The sequence below is a fragment of the Streptomyces composti genome, assembly GCF_012034205.1.
Taxonomy (GTDB): domain Bacteria; phylum Actinomycetota; class Actinomycetes; order Streptomycetales; family Streptomycetaceae; genus Streptomyces; species Streptomyces composti.
Genome location: NZ_JAATEM010000022.1, coordinates 87833 through 104465, shown reverse-complemented (window position 1 = coordinate 104465; position 16633 = coordinate 87833). Strand labels below are relative to the sequence as shown.

At 73.0% G+C, this 16633-nt stretch carries 17 protein-coding genes, 1 tRNA gene and 1 pseudogene; 10 read left to right on the top strand and 9 right to left on the bottom strand.

Going from position 1 to position 16633, the window contains the following annotated elements; genetic code table 11:
- Positions 1-174 precede the first annotated feature (174 nt).
- The 4 genes from HCJ93_RS19135 to HCJ93_RS19120 are packed head-to-tail and all read left to right on the top strand — an operon-like array spanning position 175 to position 4373.
- Positions 175-1422, top strand: coding sequence for an ABC transporter substrate-binding protein (locus HCJ93_RS19135; protein ID WP_167996938.1), 1248 nt, complete (start codon positions 175-177; stop codon positions 1420-1422).
- Entirely contained in the window at positions 1419-2327 is a 909-nt protein-coding gene (locus HCJ93_RS19130) for a carbohydrate ABC transporter permease (protein WP_309141448.1), read from the top strand. Before HCJ93_RS19135 ends, HCJ93_RS19130 begins: the two co-directional genes overlap by 4 nt.
- Positions 2327-3160, top strand: a complete 834-nt coding sequence (locus tag HCJ93_RS19125; RefSeq protein ID WP_167996937.1) for a carbohydrate ABC transporter permease — start codon at positions 2327-2329, stop codon at positions 3158-3160. The genes HCJ93_RS19130 and HCJ93_RS19125 overlap by 1 nt, the downstream gene beginning before the upstream one ends.
- Positions 3161-3185: 25 nt before the next feature.
- The gene (locus tag HCJ93_RS19120) at positions 3186-4373 is read left to right on the top strand and encodes an ABC transporter ATP-binding protein (RefSeq protein ID WP_167996936.1); all 1188 of its coding nucleotides are present in this window, start codon (positions 3186-3188) and stop codon (positions 4371-4373) included.
- A gap of 56 nt (positions 4374-4429) precedes the next feature.
- On the opposite strand, the gene HCJ93_RS19115 is transcribed toward HCJ93_RS19120, so the two are convergent.
- From HCJ93_RS19115 to HCJ93_RS19095, 5 genes and pseudogenes are all read right to left on the bottom strand, one after another.
- Entirely contained in the window at positions 4430-4966 is a 537-nt protein-coding gene (locus HCJ93_RS19115) for an NUDIX hydrolase family protein (protein WP_206317632.1), read from the bottom strand.
- Positions 4967-5074: 108 nt separating this feature from the next.
- Positions 5075-5902, bottom strand: coding sequence for an SAM-dependent methyltransferase (locus HCJ93_RS19110; RefSeq protein WP_167996935.1), 828 nt, complete (start codon positions 5900-5902; stop codon positions 5075-5077).
- Between the two features lie 219 nt (positions 5903-6121).
- Complete coding sequence (locus HCJ93_RS19105) at positions 6122-6451, bottom strand: DUF3140 domain-containing protein (RefSeq protein ID WP_167996934.1); 330 nt, start codon at positions 6449-6451, stop codon at positions 6122-6124.
- A gap of 50 nt (positions 6452-6501) precedes the next feature.
- A complete protein-coding gene (locus tag HCJ93_RS19100; protein ID WP_167996933.1) occupies positions 6502-6984 on the bottom strand; it encodes a Dps family protein in 483 nt (160 codons plus the stop codon).
- 56 nt (positions 6985-7040) lie between these two features.
- Positions 7041-7876, bottom strand: a pseudogene (locus HCJ93_RS19095) (alpha/beta hydrolase).
- A gap of 149 nt (positions 7877-8025) precedes the next feature.
- Between HCJ93_RS19095 and HCJ93_RS19090 the strand changes: the two are divergent.
- Both HCJ93_RS19090 and HCJ93_RS19085 read left to right on the top strand, forming a co-directional pair.
- Positions 8026-9213, top strand: a complete 1188-nt coding sequence (locus HCJ93_RS19090; protein WP_167996932.1) for a thiolase family protein — start codon at positions 8026-8028, stop codon at positions 9211-9213.
- Between the two features lie 167 nt (positions 9214-9380).
- A complete protein-coding gene (locus HCJ93_RS19085) occupies positions 9381-10148 on the top strand; it encodes a sulfite exporter TauE/SafE family protein (protein ID WP_167996931.1) in 768 nt (255 codons plus the stop codon).
- Positions 10149-10160: 12 nt separating this feature from the next.
- On the opposite strand, the gene HCJ93_RS19080 is transcribed toward HCJ93_RS19085, so the two are convergent.
- Positions 10161-11630, bottom strand: coding sequence for a diacylglycerol/lipid kinase family protein (locus tag HCJ93_RS19080; protein WP_167996930.1), 1470 nt, complete (start codon positions 11628-11630; stop codon positions 10161-10163).
- Positions 11631-11715: 85 nt separating this feature from the next.
- On the opposite strand from HCJ93_RS19080, the gene HCJ93_RS19075 reads away from it, so the two are divergent.
- Positions 11716-12468 carry a cobalt-precorrin-6A reductase gene (locus HCJ93_RS19075; protein ID WP_167996929.1) on the top strand — a complete coding sequence of 251 codons (753 nt, stop codon included), beginning with the start codon at positions 11716-11718 and terminating at the stop codon, positions 12466-12468.
- A 24-nt stretch (positions 12469-12492) separates the two neighbouring features.
- Here the strand turns inward: HCJ93_RS19075 and cobF are convergent, their stop codons facing one another.
- Both cobF and HCJ93_RS19065 read right to left on the bottom strand, forming a co-directional pair.
- Positions 12493-13266, bottom strand: a complete 774-nt coding sequence (cobF, locus tag HCJ93_RS19070) for a precorrin-6A synthase (deacetylating) (RefSeq protein ID WP_167996928.1) — start codon at positions 13264-13266, stop codon at positions 12493-12495.
- 91 nt (positions 13267-13357) lie between these two features.
- Positions 13358-13930 (bottom strand): DUF309 domain-containing protein, encoded by a 573-nt coding sequence (locus HCJ93_RS19065; protein WP_167996968.1) that lies wholly within the window; start codon positions 13928-13930, stop codon positions 13358-13360.
- Positions 13931-14042: 112 nt separating this feature from the next.
- Between HCJ93_RS19065 and HCJ93_RS19060 the strand changes: the two genes are divergently transcribed.
- The 3 genes from HCJ93_RS19060 (at position 14043) to HCJ93_RS19050 (ending at position 15813) form a co-directional block, all read left to right on the top strand.
- Positions 14043-14116 (top strand) — tRNA-Pro (locus tag HCJ93_RS19060).
- A 102-nt stretch (positions 14117-14218) separates the two neighbouring features.
- Positions 14219-14890, top strand: coding sequence for an NUDIX domain-containing protein (locus HCJ93_RS19055; RefSeq protein WP_167996927.1), 672 nt, complete (start codon positions 14219-14221; stop codon positions 14888-14890).
- 86 nt (positions 14891-14976) lie between these two features.
- Positions 14977-15813: a DUF427 domain-containing protein gene (locus tag HCJ93_RS19050; protein ID WP_167996926.1), complete on the top strand. Its 837-nt coding sequence runs from the start codon at positions 14977-14979 to the stop codon at positions 15811-15813.
- Positions 15814-15843: 30 nt separating this feature from the next.
- Here HCJ93_RS19050 and HCJ93_RS19045 read toward each other — a convergent pair whose 3' ends face one another.
- Entirely contained in the window at positions 15844-16629 is a 786-nt protein-coding gene (locus tag HCJ93_RS19045; RefSeq protein ID WP_167996925.1) for a GntR family transcriptional regulator, read from the bottom strand.
- Positions 16630-16633 lie beyond the last annotated feature (4 nt).

The window sequence follows — 16633 nt, the reverse complement described above, 5'->3', positions numbered from 1 at the left end:
GCCCCGAGGTGCATTCGGGCGAATCCAAGGCATTTGGCCTTGATGTCGCGCTATGTCCTGTTTAGCGTTCGCCGAGTAAGCAGACCGCGGGGTCCGACACCCGCGCCGCCGTCCCGGAAGCGAGGTGTGGAGCGCGTGCACGCGAGGTGCGGACGCCCCAGGAGGGCGCGGCGGATGCGGGCGGTCGTCGCGCTGACACTGCTGGCCGGGACGCTCGCGGCCTGCGGCGACGACGGGGACTCCGGCGGCCGGCCCACCATCAACTGGTACAACTTCCCCGAGGACTCCGGCGCCCTGCAGAAGGCCGCCGACCGGTGCAGCCAGGCCTCCGGCGGCCGCTATCGCATCGTCTACAACAAGCTGCCCCGCGCCGCCGACGGCCAGCGCCAGCAGATGGTCCGCCGCCTCGCCGCCGAGGACGACTCCCTGGACATCCTCGGTCTCGACGTCACCTGGGCCGCCGAGTTCGCCGAGGCCGGCTGGATCCGCGAGTGGACCGGTGAGATGAAGCGGCAGGCCATGGAGGGCACCCTGCGGGTGCCGATCCAGACGGCCACCTGGAAGGGCAAGCTGTACGCCGTCCCCTACAACACCAACACCCAGCTGCTGTGGTACCGCAAGGACCTGGTGCCCGATCCGCCGAAGACCTGGGCGGAGATGCTGGACAAGGCCCGCGAGCTGGCCCGGCAGCGCAAGCCGCACTACGTGGAGATCCAGGGAGCCCAGTACGAGGGCCTCACCGTCTGGTTCAACACGCTGATCAACAGCGCGGGCGGCTCCATCCTCAACGCCAGTGCCACCGAGCCCTCGCTCGGCGCCCCGGCCGTGCGGGCCGCCTCGATCATGCGGGAGCTGGCGAAGTCCCCGGCCGCCGACCCCTCGCTGCCCAACCAGATGGAGGACGCCAACCGCCTCGCCATGGAGGCGGGAGTGGCCGCGTTCCAGCTCAACTACCCGTTCGTCTATCCCTCGATGAAGGCGAACAACCCGCAGCTGTTCAAGAACTTCGCCTGGGCGCCCTACCCGCGCGTCGACGAGGACCGGCCCGCCCGGCCCACCATCGGCGGGATCGACCTCGCCGTCAGCGCCTACTCCCGCCACCCCGACCTCGCCTTCGAGGCCGCGCTCTGCCTGCGCAACCGGGAGAACCAGCTCACCGCGGCGCTCGAGGGCGGCCTGCCGCCCACCCTGCGCGCCCTGTACGACGAGCCGGCGTTCCAGAAGGAGTACCCCTTCCACCGGGAGGTGCTGGCCGCTCTGCAGTCGGCGAGCGTGCGCCCCCGGACCCCCGCCTACCAGAACGTGTCGATCGCGGTCTCGCACACGCTCTCCCCGCCCTCCGAGATCGACCCGGAGAGCTCGGTGGACACCATCCGGGACCAGATCGACAAGGCCCTGCGATCCGAGGGTGTGATCCCGTGACCGACCGCCCACCGCGCGGCAATGCGCTCTCGGAGGGTGCCCGGCAGGAGCGCCGCCTGGGCTGGCTGCTGTGTGCACCGGCCGTGATCGTCATGCTCGCCGTGACCGCCTACCCCATCGGATACGCCGTCTACCTGTCCCTCCAGCGCTACGACCTGCGCTTCCCCGGCCGGGCCGAGTTCGTGGGCCTGGACAACTACGGGGCCGTGCTGTCCTCGCCGTTCTGGTGGGACGCCTTCTGGGTCACGCTGTTCATCACCGGCGTGTCCGTCGCCATCGAACTGGTCCTCGGCATGGGCCTCGCGCTGGTGATGCACCGCACCCTCTTCTGGCGGGGCACCATCCGCACCGCCGTCCTCATCCCGTACGGCATCGTCACCGTGGTCGCCGCGTTCTCCTGGCAGTACGCCTGGACACCCGACCTCGGCTACCTCGCCGAGCTGCTGCCCGAGGGCGACGCCCCGCTGACCGAGCAGTGGCCCGCCCTGTGGCTGATCGTCCTCGCCGAGGTGTGGAAGACGACCCCCTTCATGGCGCTGCTGCTGCTCGCCGGCCTGGCCCTCGTCCCCGACGAGACGCTGAAGGCCGCGATGGTCGACGGCGCCACCGCCTGGCAGCGATTCGTCCGGATCATGCTGCCCCTGATGAAACCGGCCATCCTCGTGGCGCTGCTCTTCCGCACCCTGGACGCCTTCCGGATCTTCGACAACATCTACATCCTCACCGCGGGCGCCCAGGACACCGGCTCCGTGTCCATCCTCGGCTACGACAACCTGTTCACCGCGCTGAACCTCGGCATCGGGTCGGCGATCTCGGTCCTGATCTTCATCTGCGTCGGGATCATCGCCTTCACCTTCGTCAAGCTGTTCGGCGCCGCCGCACCCGGCGCGGAGGTGAAGCGCTGATGGCCGCCGTCGGCAAGACCCACGCCACGCGATGGGCGATCGTCAATGTCGTCGTGGTGCTGTACGCCCTGTTCCCGGTGTGGTGGATCGCCGCGCTGTCGTTCAAGGACCCCAGCACCCTCACCGACGGCAGCTACATCCCCACCGACTGGACCCTGGAGAACTACAAGGGCATCTTCGAGACGTCCGAGTTCACCCGCGCCCTGATCAACTCCATCGGCATCGCCCTGATCGCCACCCTGATCGCGGTCGTCCTCGGCACCATGGCCGCCTACGCGGTCGCCCGGCTGAGGTTCCCCGGCAAGCAGCTGCTGATCGGCATGTCACTGCTCATCGCGATGTTCCCGCCGATCTCCCTGGTGTCGCCGCTGTTCAACATCGAGCGCATCATCGGCATCTTCGACACCTGGCCCGGGCTGATCATCCCGTACATGACCTTCTCGCTGCCGCTGGCGATCTACACGCTGTCGGCGTTCTTCCGGGAGATCCCCTGGGACCTGGAGAAGGCGGCCAAGGTCGACGGGGCGACCGCCGCTCAGGCGTTCCGCCTGGTCATCGTGCCGCTCGCGGCGCCCGGCGTGTTCACCACCGCCATCCTCGTGTTCATCTTCTGCTGGAACGACTTCCTCTTCGCGATCTCGCTGACCTCCACCGAGTCCGCCCGGACGGTGCCGGCCGCGATCGCGTTCTTCACCGGCAGCTCGCAGTTCCAGCAGCCCACCGGGTCGATCGCCGCCGCCGCCGTGGTGATCACCATCCCGATCATCGTGTTCGTCCTGCTCTTCCAGCGGCGGATCGTCGCCGGCCTCACGTCCGGCGCGGTCAAGGGATGAGTCCGAAGGCAAGGAGGCGCCCCCCATGGCCGAGATCGTCCTCGAGGGAGTCAGCAAGCGTTACCCCGACGGGTCCCTCGCCGTGCAGGGCGTGGACCTGGACATCGCCGACGGCGAGTTCGTGATCCTGGTCGGCCCGTCCGGCTGCGGCAAGTCCACCACCCTCAACATGATCGCCGGACTCGAGGACATCACCGAGGGCACGCTGCGCATCGGCGGCCGGGTCGTCAACGACCTCCCGCCCAAGGAGCGCGACGTGGCCATGGTGTTCCAGAGCTACGCCCTGTACCCGCACATGAGCGTGCGGGAGAACATGGGCTTCCCGCTGCGCCTGGCCAAGGTCGACAAGGCGACCATCGACGCCAAGGTGGAGGAGGCCGCGCGGATCCTCGACCTCACCGACTTCCTGGACCGCAAGCCGTCCAACCTGTCCGGCGGCCAGCGCCAGCGCGTCGCCATGGGCCGGGCCATCGTGCGCGACCCCAAGGCGTTCCTGATGGACGAGCCGCTGTCCAACCTGGACGCCAAGCTGCGGGTGCAGATGCGCACCCAGATCTCCCGGCTGCAGCGGCGGCTCGGCACCACCACCGTGTACGTCACCCACGACCAGACCGAGGCGATGACCCTCGGTGACCGGGTCGTCGTGATGCGGCAGGGCGTGGTCCAGCAGGTCGGCTCCCCCGCCGAGCTCTACGACCACCCGCGCAACCTGTTCGTGGCCGGCTTCATCGGCTCCCCGGCCATGAACTTCCTGAACGCCACCCTGGAGGCGGGCCGGCTGCGCACTCCGATCGGCGAGTTCCCGCTGCCGGACGCCGCGCGGCAGGCCCTGGAGCGGCAGAAGGCGCCGCGCGAGGTGATCCTGGGGCTGCGTCCCGAGGCCTTCGAGGACGCCGCCCTCGCCGCGGACACCGGCGGCCCCACCATCACCGCCGGCGTGGACGTGCTGGAGTCCCTCGGCTCGGACGCGTACGTCTACTTCAGCGCCGAGGGCGGCCCGGTGAGCACCGCCGAACTGGAGGAGCTGGCCACCGACTCGGGCGCCCGCGACACCGGCGCCGGCGGAGCACAGCAGGTCGTGGCGCGGCTCAACGCCGCCACCCGGGCCCGCGAGGGCGCGCCGATCGAGCTGCGGGTGGACATGGGCAAGGCGCATGTCTTCGACCCGGCCACCGGCACCAACCTCACGCACCCGGAGAAGACCGGGAGCTGAGCCGGCGCGCGAGTCCGCCCGGCCGGACGGTGACCCGAGCCGGGCGCGGACCGCGGTCAGATCACGCAGCCCGCGTGCGCCAGTGCCTGCTTCAGCAGCACCCCGTGCCCGCCCGGCATCTCGCTCTGCACCGCCTCGGACACGGCCTCCTGCGGGCTGAACCACACCAGGTCCAGCGCGTCCTGCCGGGGCCGGCAGTCGCCCGTCACCGGCACGATGTAGGCCAGCGACACCGCGTGCTGGCGCGGGTCGTGGAACGGGGTGACGCCGAGGGTGGGGAAGTACTCCGCGATGGTGAACGGCTGCAGCGAGGGCGGAACGCGGGGCAGCGCCACCGGGCCCAGGTCCTTCTCCAGGTGCCGCAGCAGGGCGTCGCGCACCCGCTCGTGGTGCAGGACGCGGCCGGAGACCAGTGTCCGGCTGACCGTTCCGTCGGGTCCGATGCGCAGCAGCAGCCCGACGCTGGTGACTTCGCCGCTGTCGTCCACCCGCACCGGAACGGCCTCGACGTACAGGATCGGCATGCGGGCGCGGGCCGACTCCAGCTCGTCGGAGGTCAGCCAGCCGGGCGTGGTCTCGGTCATGTCAGACATTGCTTGATCATACTTTCGACGGTGCGGGACTGCGGTGAAGCCGGTCGTACACCCGGCCGCCGGCCGGTGCGGGCCGGCGGTGCGGGGCGCGGACCCGGCCGGACCGGGTCAGGGTTTCACGCCCACCGCCCCGTACTGCGGTACCACGACGGCCGAGTCGGAGGCGGCGCGCCAGCGGGAGCAGGACACCAGGCCCGGCTCCACCAGCTCCAGGCCCTCGAAGAAGGCGGCGATCTCGGTACCGCTGCGGGCGGTGATCGGGGGAGTGGCGTTCTTGTTCCAGAACTCCATGGCGGGGACCTGGAGTTCACCGCCGACCTCGGGATCGAAGGTCGGGTGGGTGAGCACCAGGAAGCTGCCGGAGGGCAGCGCGGCCATGACCCGGCGCACGATCCCGCGGGCCTCGGCGGTGTCGAGGACGAAGTTGAGGATGCCCAGCATCATCACCGCGACCGGGCGGTCGAGGTCCAGGGTGTGCGCGGCACGGCTCAGGATCGTGTCGGGGTCGTGCACATCGGCGTCGATGTAGTCGGTGGCGCCGTCCCTCGTGCCGGTGAGCAGGGTGCGGGCGTGGGTCAGCACGATCGGGTCGTTGTCGACGTAGACGATCCGGGCGTCGGGGGCGATCCGCTGGGCGATCTCATGGGTGTTGTCCGCGGTGGGCAGCCCGGTGCCGATGTCGAGGAACTGCCGCACTCCGCGCTCCGCGGCCAGACAGGTCACGGCCCGGCCCAGGAACTCCCGGTCCGCTCGGGCGATGTCCCGGATGATCGGGTTGATCGAGGCGACGTGGTCGCCGACCTTCTGGTCGACCTCGTAGTTGTCCTTGCCGCCGATCCAGTAGTTCCACACGCGCGCGTTGTGCGCCACACCGGTGTTCAGCCTGGCCGACCCGCTCGGCGGGGTGTGGCTTTCGGGGGCGTGGCTCTCACTCACGTCTCTTCCTCTCCCTCACCCGTACGGCCGCGACCGGCCTGCGGCCATTGTGCCGCGCGGTGATCACGTTGTCCCGGGAACGGAGAGGGAGGGGGAGGGGCGGGGCTCGGTCGACGAGGCCGAGGCGGCGCCGGGACGAGCGCCCGCACGACGCGCTCGCCCCGGCTGCTCGGGGTCACGCCCGCAGCGGGTCGTGGCCGCTCCTGGTCACGCTCCTGGTCACGCGCGCAGCGGGTCGTGGCCGAGTGCCATCAGACGGCGCCGGCGGGCCGGGTCCTCGGCGGCCGGCCCGTGCCCGGGGCCGCGCTGGGCGTCCACGGCGTCCACGACCTCCCACATCACCCCGGCGTCGTCCTCGGTGAGGTCGGTGCGCCGCTTCTGCAGGACGGCCAGGACGCGCAGCCCGGTGGCCTCGTCCTCCGGCGGCGGCGCCTCGGCGTGCCCGCCGGCCTCGGACACCTGCAGCCGGGCCGCGAGCTCCGTGGAGGTCATGTTCACCACGCGATGGAACTCTTCCCACAGCGCGTCGAGTTCGAAGGCGTCGGCCATCGGGGGTCCTTTCCGTGCGGTTGCCGCGTCGTGCCTGTGCACCGCCCCGGTCAGGTCCCGTCCGGGCCGTTCTCCGCCTCGAACATCCACCGCTGCTTCTCCAGATCGGCGGTGACGGAGATCAGCAGGTCCTGGGTGACGAGGTCGGCCTTCTCGGTGGCGTCGACGCGCTCGCGCAGGCGGGCTATGGCCGTGCCGAGGGCGTCCGTCATCACCCGCACGGCCTCGGTGTCGCGCAGCCAGCCCTCGTCGGGCGCGGGCAGCGAGAACACCTTGGCCACGGTCCCCGGGCGGCCGTCCGGCGGCACGCCCAGCGTGGCGGCCCGCTCCGCCACCGCGTCGGCATGGGTGCGCGCGGCGGTGACGACCTCGTCCAGCTGGAAGTGGATCGAGCGGAACCGCGGGCCCACCACGTTCCAGTGCGCCTGCTTGCCGATCAGCGACAGACCGAGAAGATCCACCAGGGTGTCCTGGAGCGCCTCGCAGGAGACCCGGCGGGCTTCCTCGGGCAGGGTGCTGCGCACAACAGTCATCAGTCAGTGCTCCTCGACTCGTCGGTCCGGGCAGTGCGGGTGCCCCCAACCGGCGGTCACAAACCGGACGGCGGGCGCGTGGCAGCGGCCCGGCCTGCGAGAACGCCGTCCAGGAAGCGCGTCAGCGTCTCGAACGCCTCCGCCTTGCAGGTCTCGTTGAAGACCTCGTGCCGGGCGCCGGGGAACACCCGCTCGGTGTGCCGGCCGCCGCTCAGCCGCTCCACGCCGACGCGGCTGCCGGGCAGCGGCACCAGCCGGTCGTCGTCGTGCAGCCAGAGCAGCGGGAGCGGGCCCGTGGCGCCCTCCTCGGCCGCGGTGTCCAGGGTGTGGGCGAACGCCTCGACCGTCGGGCGCTTCATCGGGCCGTGCCAGACCAGCGGGTCGGCCGCGTACGCCGCGCCGACCGCCCGGTCGCGGGAGAGCGCCGCCGGGCTGACCGGCGTGCGAGGGATCTCGTCCAGGGCGAGCAGCCGGCGCGGCAGCTCCCAGTCGCCGATCACCGGCGCCGAGAGCACCAGGGCGGCGAGCGACTCGCCGTACCGCTGGGCGTACCGGGCCGCGATCAGCCCGCCCATGGAGTGCCCGATCACCACCAGCGGCAGACCGGGGTGCTCCTCGCGCAGCCGCCGGGCGACGGCGTGCACATCGGTGACCACCTCCTCGAAGTCCTCGATCAGCACCCGCTCGCCCGCCGACTCGCCGTGCCCATGTGATCGGGCCCGGTGACCAGGGCGCCGTGCCGGAGCAGGACCTCGGCGAGCGGCGCGTACCGGCCGGTGTGCTCGCCGTATCCGTGCACCACCAGCGCCAGGTACCGCTGGTCGCCGGACCACTCGCGGACCGCCAGCGTGCCGCGGGTGCCGGTGAGGTGGTGGGCACGGGCCGGGGGCATGGTTCCTCCGTATCATCCGGTGTGAGGCGGCCGAGTCCTGGGGATCTTCCCAGCCGACCGCCCCGCGGTCTATAGTTCGAAACTAGCGGTGCTAATTAACAAGGCGCCGGACACGGCACAGCCCTCTGTTTCCGTCAGGAGTCCTCCTCGTGCGTCCCGTCCACTTCGCGGCCGCCCGCCGCACCCCGATCGGCAAGCTGCGCGGAGCCCTCTCCCCGGTCCGTCCGGACGACCTGGCCGCCGCCGTCGTCCGAGGTCTCGTCGCCGACGTGCCCGCGCTGGACCCGGCCCGCGTGGACGACGTCTACTGGGGCGCCGCCAACCAGGCGGGCGAGGACAACCGCAACGTGGCCCGGATGGCCGCACTGCTCGCCGGGCTCCCCGAGTCCGTGCCCGGCGCCACCGTCAACCGGCTGTGCGCCTCCGGTCTCGAGGCCGTCACCACCGCCGCCCGCACCATCGCCGCGGGCGAGGCCGACATCGTGATCGCGGGCGGCTCCGAGTCGATGAGCCGCGCCCCGTTCGTCCTGCCCCGCCCCGACGAGGCCCTGCCGCCGCGCATGGAGACCTTCGACACCCGGCTCGGCTGGCGGCTGGTCAACCCGGCGATGAAGGAACTGCACGGGCTGCTGTCCATGGGCGAGACCGCCGAGGAGGTCGCCGAGCGCTACGGCATCTCCCGCGAGCGGCAGGACGAGTTCGCGCTGCGCAGCCACCAGCGGGCGGCCGAGGCCCGCAAGAACGGCGTCTTCGACGACGAGCTGCTGCCCGTCGAACGCCCGGACGGGGTGGTCGTGGACGCCGACGAGTGCATCCGCGAGGACACCTCGCTGGAGAAGCTGGCCCGGCTGAAGCCGGTGTTCCGCAAGGGCGGCTCGGTCACGGCGGGCAATGCCTCGCCGATGAACGACGGGGCGGCCGGACTGCTCCTGGTCAGCGAGGAGGCGCTGAACGAGCTGGGCCTGGAGTCCCTCGGCCGCTATGTCGCCGGCGCCTCGGCGGGCGTCCACCCGGACGTCATGGGCATCGGACCCGTTCCCGCCACCCGCAAGGTGCTGGACCGGGCCGACTGGAGCATCGGCGACATCCAGGAGGCCGAGTTCAACGAGGCCTTCGCCGCCCAGGCGCTCGCCTGCGTGGACCAGCTCGGCATCGACCCCGAGCTGGTCAACCCGACCGGCGGCGCCATCGCCCTCGGCCACCCGCTGGGCTGCTCGGGGGCGCGCATCCTGACGACCCTGCTGCACCGGATGCGGCGCACGGGGGCCGAGCGCGGCCTCGCGACGATGTGCGTCGGCGTCGGACAGGGCAGCGCGGTGCTGGTCGAGCGTCACTGACGCGGGACCCCGCGGGCGGCCCGGTTACCGGGGCTCCCGATGCGGCGGGCGGCTGATGCCGAAGGTCCTGGACACCGGCGCCGGACGCCCGGCGCGCCGGCGGGCGCCGGCCGGCCGCTGAGACGGCTCTTCCTGGGCTGCTTGTCAGGACATAACATCAGCCGCGCATGGACACGATCACGCAGCTCACCGGGTGGGAGTTCGCCGCACTGGCCATCGCCGCCTGCCTGGTCGGCTTCTCCAAGACCGCCGTCAGCGGGGCCAACACCGTCAGCCTCGCCGTCTTCGCCGCGGTGCTGCCCGCCCGGGCCTCCACCGGTGTGCTGCTGCCCATCCTGATCGCCGGCGATGTGCTCGCCGTGCTCACCTACCGGCGGCACGCCCACTGGCCCACGCTGTGGCGGCTGTTCCCGGCCGTCGCCGCCGGTGTCGTGGTGGGCACCCTCTTCCTCACCTGGGCCGACGACCAGGCGGTCCGCATGTCCATCGGCGCGATCCTGCTGCTGATGGCCGGGGTGACGGTGTGGCGGCGGCGCGGCGCCGAGCGCGAGGAGGAACCGGAGGCGGTCACCGGCCGGGCGGGCCGGATCAAGGCCCGCTCCTACGGCGTCCTCGGCGGCTTCACCACCATGGTCGCCAATGCGGGCGGCCCGGTGATGTCGATGTATCTGCTCTCCGCGGGCTTCCGGAAGCTGGGCTTCCTGGGCACCTCCGCCTTCTTCTTCCTGATCGTCAACGCGTCCAAGGTGCCGTTCAGTGCGGGACTGGGGCTGATCGACGCCGGGTCGCTGCTGCTCGACGCCGTGCTGGTGCTGTTCGTGGTGCCCGGCGCGCTGATCGGCAGATGGGCCGTGGAGCGGATCGACCAGCGGCTGTTCGAGCAGCTGGTGATCGCGGCGACGGTGGTGGGCGGGCTGCAGCTGCTGCTGCGCTGAGCCGACCGCCCGTCAGCCGTCCCGGCCGGAGGACCTCGCGGGGTTGTTCTGCCCCGGCGGCGGCCCCTGCCGTGCGCCCGATCGGCCTGACGGCCCGGATGCGCCCGGCTCGTTCGGCTGCCCCGGCCCGGCCGGCGCGGCCTCCCGGTGACGCCGGTGCGGGGCGGCCGTGCGGCCCACCGTCGCGGCCAGTTTGCGCAGGCGCCGCAGGTCCAGGCCCGTGGGACGGGTGGCGCCCGGCCGCTTGCGCGGTACCCGGACCCGCAGCGCGCCCGGCGCGATCCGGCACACCACCGGCGCCGGCAGGACCAGGGCCTCCCCGTCCAGACCGACCTCGATCTCCTCCCGGTCGGCCTCGACGACCACCTCCCGCGCGGTGGTCTTGGTGAGCCCGCTCGGCTCGGGCCCGAACAGCAGCGCGGCGAAGCCGACCGCACCCTCCAGCTTCACTCCGAGGACCCCCAGCACCCCCGTGTCGAGCCGGTCGCGCCGGCCCAGGCCGAAGGGGTCGTCGGTGCGGTACGGGTTGTTGCTGACCAGCACGGCCTGCGGGGCGTGGATCACCGTGTCGCCGGCGCGGGCGGTCAGCCGGGGCCCCTGCTGGCCGGTGAGCAGGTCCGGCAGCATCTCCAGACTGGTGCCGATCTTGTCGTCGCGGTAGGCGGGGCTCTGCACCAGAGCCGCGTAGGCGCCGAAGGAGGCGTTGTTGACGAACGGCCGGTCCGCCGCGAAGCCCAGGTCGACCCGCAGCTCCACCCCGTCGTGGAGCGCGTCGAGGCAGGAGGCCGGGTCACCGCGGTCCAGGCCCAGATCCAGGGCGAAGTGGTTGCGGGTGCCGGCGCTGATCACCAGGAACGGCAGATCGTGCTCGGCGGCGACGGCCGCGACCAGCGCCTGGGTGCCGTCACCGCCGGCCGCGCCCAGCAGGTCCGCGCCGTCCGCCACGGCGGCCCGCGCCAGCTCGGTGACGTCGTCCTTCTCCGGGTCCAGGAGCACCACCCGGGCACCCAGCCGCTCGGCCTTCTCCCGCAGCCCGAAGCGGCCCACCTTGCCGCCGCCCGACCGCGGATTCATGATCAGCACCGGGCGCCTGGGCGGCGGTGCGCGCCGCTCCCGCGCCGAGCGCCCGGAGCCCTCCGTGCCGCGCAGTGCGAAGCGGCCGCTCCACACCGCGACTCCCCACAGCGCCAACGACAGCAGCAGCGCCCAGAACAGGGCGGCGGCGAACAGCGCGACCACGGCGGCAGGCACACAGACGGCGACCAGCGCCGCCAGCCATCTGAGCGGCCCGCGCAGGGTCAGCGTCCACCACACCGCGACCGCGCTCACCCCCAGCGCGGCCACGCCGAGGACCAGCAGCAGCAGACCGCGCCACCCGCCGTACACCAGGGGGATCAGCACCGCGGCCGTGGCCGAGGCCAGCGCCGCGCGGGCGGCCCATCGCTGGACCCGGTAGGCCCGCCTGCTCAGGTCCACGGCCATGACTCCTCCAGTCGCCGGCGCCATCGTAGGCCGCACCCGCACCCGGCCCGACGTCAACCGCCGCTTGCCCTCTACGCTCGCACTCATGTCTGCCCATGTCCTGGTCCTCGGCGGCACCGGCGAGGCCCGCGCCCTCGCCGCCGCGCTGGACTCCCGCCCCGGAACCAGGGTCACCACCTCGCTCGCCGGACGCGTCGGACGGCCGCGCGCCCTCCCCGGCGAGGTGCGGGTGGGCGGCTTCGGCGGCGTACCGGGACTGGCCGCATGGCTGCGCGAGCATCAGGTGCGGGCGGTGCTCGACGCCACGCACCCCTTCGCCGCGGCCATCACCGGCAACGCGGCGCGGGCCGCCGCACTGACCGGGGTGCCCCTGGTGGTGCTGCGCCGGCCGGGCTGGCGGCCGGGACCGGGCGACCGCTGGCACCCCGTCCCCTCACTGGACGCCGCCGCGGACCTGCTGCCCCGGCTGGGGCGGCGGGTGTTCCTCACCACCGGTCGGCTCGGCCTCGCCGCCTTCGCCCATCTGACCGAACTGCACTTCCTCGTGCGGTCGGTGGAGGCCCCGGAGCCCCCCGTGCCGCCGCACACGCACACCCTGACCGCACGCGGCCCGTTCACCCCCGGCGAGGAGACCGCGCTGCTGCGCGACCACCGCATCGACGTGCTGGTGACCAAGGACAGCGGCGGCGAGGCGACCGCCGCGAAACTCACCGCCGCCCGTGAGCTCGGGCTTCCGGTGGTGGTGGTCCGCCGCCCGCCCCTGCCGCGGGGGGTGACGGCGGTCCCGGACGTGGCCGCGGCCCTGGACCGCCTGCGGACGGTCCTGCCGGAGGGCTGACCCGCCCGGGCCGGCGACGCCCCGCTACTCCTCCGCTGTCCGGCGGCGCAGCAGATAGGTGTCCATGATCCAGCCCTTGCGCTCACGGGCCTCCGCCCGCAGCCGCTCGATCCGCTCGGCGGTCTCGGCGAGCCGCCCGGAGACCAGGATCTCGTCCGGGGTGCCGATGTAGGCACCCCAGTAGATGTCGATGTCCTCATCGGCGTACCGCCGGAACGCCTGGTGGGCGTCGAGCATGACCACCACGTCGTCCACGCCCTCCGGGAAACCCTCGGCCAGCCGGCGGCCCGTGGTGATCTGCACCGGGCGCGCCACCCGGTTGAGGCCGGTGCGGTGCCGGGCCACCAGCGCCGAGACGCTGCTGATGCCGGGCACCACGTCGTACTCGAAGGTGACCTTCCCCCGCTCCAGCACCTCCTGGAGGATCCCCAGCGTGCTGTCGTACAGCGACGGGTCGCCCCAGACCAGGAAGGCGCCGGTCTCGTCCTCGCCCAGCTCCCCGGCGATCAGCTCCTCGTAGATGTCCGCGCGGGCGCTGCGCCAGTCGCCAACCGCGGGGGAGTAGGCCGCACCGCCGGCCGAGCGGTCCCGCTCCGGGTCCCGCGCCTCCACGACCCGGTACGTCCCCTCCGGTACGTGCGCCGCCAGCATGTCCCGGCGCAGCCGGGTGAGGTCGGACTTCACCTCGCCCTTGTCGAGGATGAAGAACACGTCGGTGTCCCGCAGCGCCTTGACCGCCTGCAGGGTCAGCTGATCGGGGTCGCCCGCGCCGATGCCGATGACATGAATGGTTCGCACGCCCCGAGTCTGCCGCACGCCCCCGACCCGCTCGTCGGCCGGGGCTGCGACCGCCCGTGGGCGGAGGCTGCGACCCGCCACCGAGCCGGGCCTACGATCCCCCGGCCAAGCGGGGTGCCTTGGCCGCCGCGTCCACCGGGCCCTGGGCCTCCCCGCGCTCCACCTCTGCCGCCAGCGCCCGCGCCCAGTCGATCACCCCCGGCAGATGCATGCCGTACGGACGCTCGCCGCCGCTCCGCGCCCACTCCTCGACCGCACCGGCGCCGCGCCGCAGCAGCCGCGCCCCGCCCGTGGCGTTGCCGCGGGCCGCATGCGTGAGGCCCACCGCCAGCTGGGCGAGCCCCCGCCACAGCTCGCGCTCCTCCTCCGGCCCCGATTTCCAGGCGTCCTCGAACACCTCGTGCGCATGGAACGGCTTGCCCTCGTCCAGCAGGCGCTGCGCCTCCGCCACGCTCTCCTCGGGCCGCCGCACCACCCCCTCGGGCTGCCGGGGCACCCCCTGCGCCCCGTACGGCAGGGGCCGCCCGAGACCGTCCCGCGGCCGGGCGTTGCGCGCCCGTCCCTCGCCGTCCCGGTCCCGGGCGACCGGCGGCGGGCCTGCCGGACCCGCCGGAGTGGTCCGTCTCGGGGCCGGATGTGCCGGTGCGCCGTCCTCGCTGCCCATGGAGCTGCTCATGGGGCCGATTGTCGCGCGACCGGGCCCGCTTCGGCGCGGCCGGGGGCGTGCGGTAAAGTGACCTTCGCGCGATCACGCGGATCACCGCGTGGGAGAGCACCGGGACGTGGCGCAGCTTGGTAGCGCACTTGACTGGGGGTCAAGGGGTCGCAGGTTCAAATCCTGTCGTCCCGACGGTGTGAACGGCCCCGCGGGCTTCTGCCTGCGGGGCCTTCGCGCGTTCTCGCGCGTCTGCGCGTGCCCGCCGGGCGTGCACACAGGAGGGGAGCAGCGGAGATGACCGCCGGGATCGACACCCCCGACCGCCGGGGCCGGACCGGACTGGACCAGGCCGGACGGGACCTCACCGGCAACCCCCGGGTCAAGGTCCGGGATGTGAGACTGCTGTCCAGTCACTGGTACGTGGAGCGGACCACCGTCTTCGACTTCCAGCACGCCGACGGCACCTGGAGCACCCAGGAGCGCGAGACGCACGACCGGGGCAACGGCGCCACCATGCTCCTGTACGACACGGAACGCGAGACGGTGCTGCTCACCCGCCAGTTCCGCTTCCCGGTGTACGTCAACGGACACCCCGACGGCATGCTGATCGAGACGCCCGGCGGGGTGCTCGACGACGAGGACGAGCACCCGGAGATCGCCGTGCGGCGCGAGGTGGTGGAGGAGACCGGGCACACCATCGGCCCCGTCCAGCACGTCTTCGACGTCTACATGAGCCCCGGCTCGGTCACCGAACGGGTCAGCTTCTACGCAGCCGAGTACGGAGCCTCCACCCGCACCCACGAGGGCGGGGGGCTCGGCGAGGAGGGCGAGGACATCGAGATCCTCGAACTGCCCTTCCGGCGCGCCCTGGAGATGATCAGAACCGGCGAGATCAACGACGCGAAGACCATCATGCTGCTCCAGTGGGCGGCCCTGGACGGCCCGTTCGCCCGCCGCGCCGGCTGACGCACACGCCCGCGTCCGCTGCGCCACCCGCCCCGGGAGTGGGACCGTGGAGGGGTACCCGGAGCCGTCCGCGAGGGAGCCCTCCCATGACCACCCACCCCGGCGCCCGAGCCCTGCGCGCCACCCCCGAAGGCCTGCTGTGGGAGCCCTCCGAGCGCTGGGTGCGGGGCCGCATGCGGGACATCACCGTCGTCGACAGCCGCCGCCCCGTGCTGGTCTGGGAGCCGGGCCTGCCCGTGCCGCGGTACGCCTTCCCGCGCGAGGACGTACGCACCGATCTGCTGCGCCCGGCCGAGCGGCCGCGCACCGGACTGCACACCGGCTCCCAGGAGTTCTACGACCTCGTCGCCGGCGGTGAGGTGCGTCCGAACGCGGCCTGGGTGTTCCCCGCCGAGGACCTCGCCGGTCACCTCGCCTTCGAGTGGTTCCTGCGGCCCCACCGGGGTCTGGACCACTGGTACGAGGAGGACGAGGAGATCTTCGTCCACCCCCGGGACCCGCACAGCCGGGTGGACGCGCTGCCCAGCACCCGGCACGTGGTGGTGGAGATCGACGGCATCGTGGTCGCCGACACGCACACACCCGTACTGCTGTTCGAGACCTCCCTGCCGCCTCGCTGTTATCTTCCGCCCCAGGACGTGCGCCTGGAGCTGTTCGAGCCCACCGGCCACAGCAGCCGGTGCCCCTACAAGGGCATCGCCTGCTACTGGTCCTTCCGCGGCGAGGCCGAGGTGCCGCCGAACGTCCTGTGGAGCTACCCCGACCCGCTGCCCGGTGTGGCCGTGATCAAGGACCACCTCGCCTTCTACGACGAGGCGGTCGACCTGGTGGTGGACGGCGAGCGGCTCGAGCGGCCGGTGACGCCGTTCAGCGCCTCCCTCGAGCGCCCCGGGGCGCCGTCCGGCGCCCTTCCCGACCGGTGAGGCCCGCGCATCCGGCGGACCAGGACGTCCTCACGCCCGGACCAGCAGCTGGAAGTCGAAGGTGTAGTGCGACGCCCGGTACAGATGGGTGCCGTACTCCACCGGGCGGCCGGTGTCGTCGTAGGCGGTGCGCTGCATGGTGAGCAGGGCGGCGCCCTCCTGCTCGTCCAGGCGGGCGGCCTCCGCCGCGGTGGCCGAGCGGGCGCCCACCGTCTGGCGGGCGCTGTGCAGGGTCAGGCCGGCCGCGCGCATCATGCGGTACAGGCCGGTCGCCGCCAGCCGGGCGTCGTCCAGCTCCAGCAGGCCCGTCGGCAGGTAGTTGCACAGCAGGGCGACGGGCCGGCCGTGGGTGCGCCGCAGCCGCTCCAGCAGGACGACCTCGCTGTGCTCGGCCACCCCCAGGGCGGCGGCCACCTCCGGCGAGGCCGGCACCGGTTCGTTGCGCACCACCTCGGTGGTGGGCGCCTGCCCCGCCGCCTCCAGGTCGTCGTAGAGGCTGCTCAGCTTCAGCGGGCGCCGGACCTTGCTGTGCACCACCTGGGTGCCCACCCCGCGGCGGCGCACCAGCAGGCCCTTGTCGACCAGCGACTGGATCGCCTGGCGCACGGTCGGCCGGGACAGGCCGAGCCGCACCGACAGGTCGACCTCGTTGCCCAGCAGGTCGCCCGGCGCCAGCCTGCCCCGTTCGATCGCCGCCTCCAGCTGCTGGGCGAGCTGGTGGTAGAGCGGCACCGGGCTGGCGCGGTCCACGGCGAGGTCCAGCCGGCCCAGCGCCGTCACGGCTCCTTCGCGGGCCGGGCCACCGGTCCTCGCCATGGAC

Excerpts from the sequence above, each read along its gene's own strand:
- HCJ93_RS19075 (WP_167996929.1), top strand. The coding sequence starts at position 11,716 with ATGTCTGCCCATGTCCTGGTCCTCGGCGGCACCGGCGAGGCCCGCGCC.
- HCJ93_RS19125 (WP_167996937.1), top strand. The coding sequence starts at position 2,327 with ATGGCCGCCGTCGGCAAGACCCACGCCACGCGATGGGCGATCGTCAAT.
- HCJ93_RS19135 (WP_167996938.1), top strand. The coding sequence starts at position 175 with ATGCGGGCGGTCGTCGCGCTGACACTGCTGGCCGGGACGCTCGCGGCC.
- HCJ93_RS19085 (WP_167996931.1), top strand. The coding sequence starts at position 9,381 with ATGGACACGATCACGCAGCTCACCGGGTGGGAGTTCGCCGCACTGGCC.
- HCJ93_RS19080 (WP_167996930.1), bottom strand. The coding sequence starts at position 11,630 with ATGGCCGTGGACCTGAGCAGGCGGGCCTACCGGGTCCAGCGATGGGCC.
- HCJ93_RS19105 (WP_167996934.1), bottom strand. The coding sequence starts at position 6,451 with ATGGCCGACGCCTTCGAACTCGACGCGCTGTGGGAAGAGTTCCATCGC.
- HCJ93_RS19050 (WP_167996926.1), top strand. The coding sequence starts at position 14,977 with ATGACCACCCACCCCGGCGCCCGAGCCCTGCGCGCCACCCCCGAAGGC.
- HCJ93_RS19100 (WP_167996933.1), bottom strand. The coding sequence starts at position 6,984 with ATGACTGTTGTGCGCAGCACCCTGCCCGAGGAAGCCCGCCGGGTCTCC.
- HCJ93_RS19065 (WP_167996968.1), bottom strand. The coding sequence starts at position 13,930 with ATGGGCAGCGAGGACGGCGCACCGGCACATCCGGCCCCGAGACGGACC.
- HCJ93_RS19120 (WP_167996936.1), top strand. The coding sequence starts at position 3,186 with ATGGCCGAGATCGTCCTCGAGGGAGTCAGCAAGCGTTACCCCGACGGG.
- HCJ93_RS19045 (WP_167996925.1), bottom strand. The coding sequence starts at position 16,629 with ATGGCGAGGACCGGTGGCCCGGCCCGCGAAGGAGCCGTGACGGCGCTG.
- HCJ93_RS19115 (WP_206317632.1), bottom strand. The coding sequence starts at position 4,966 with ATGTCTGACATGACCGAGACCACGCCCGGCTGGCTGACCTCCGACGAG.
- HCJ93_RS19055 (WP_167996927.1), top strand. The coding sequence starts at position 14,219 with ATGACCGCCGGGATCGACACCCCCGACCGCCGGGGCCGGACCGGACTG.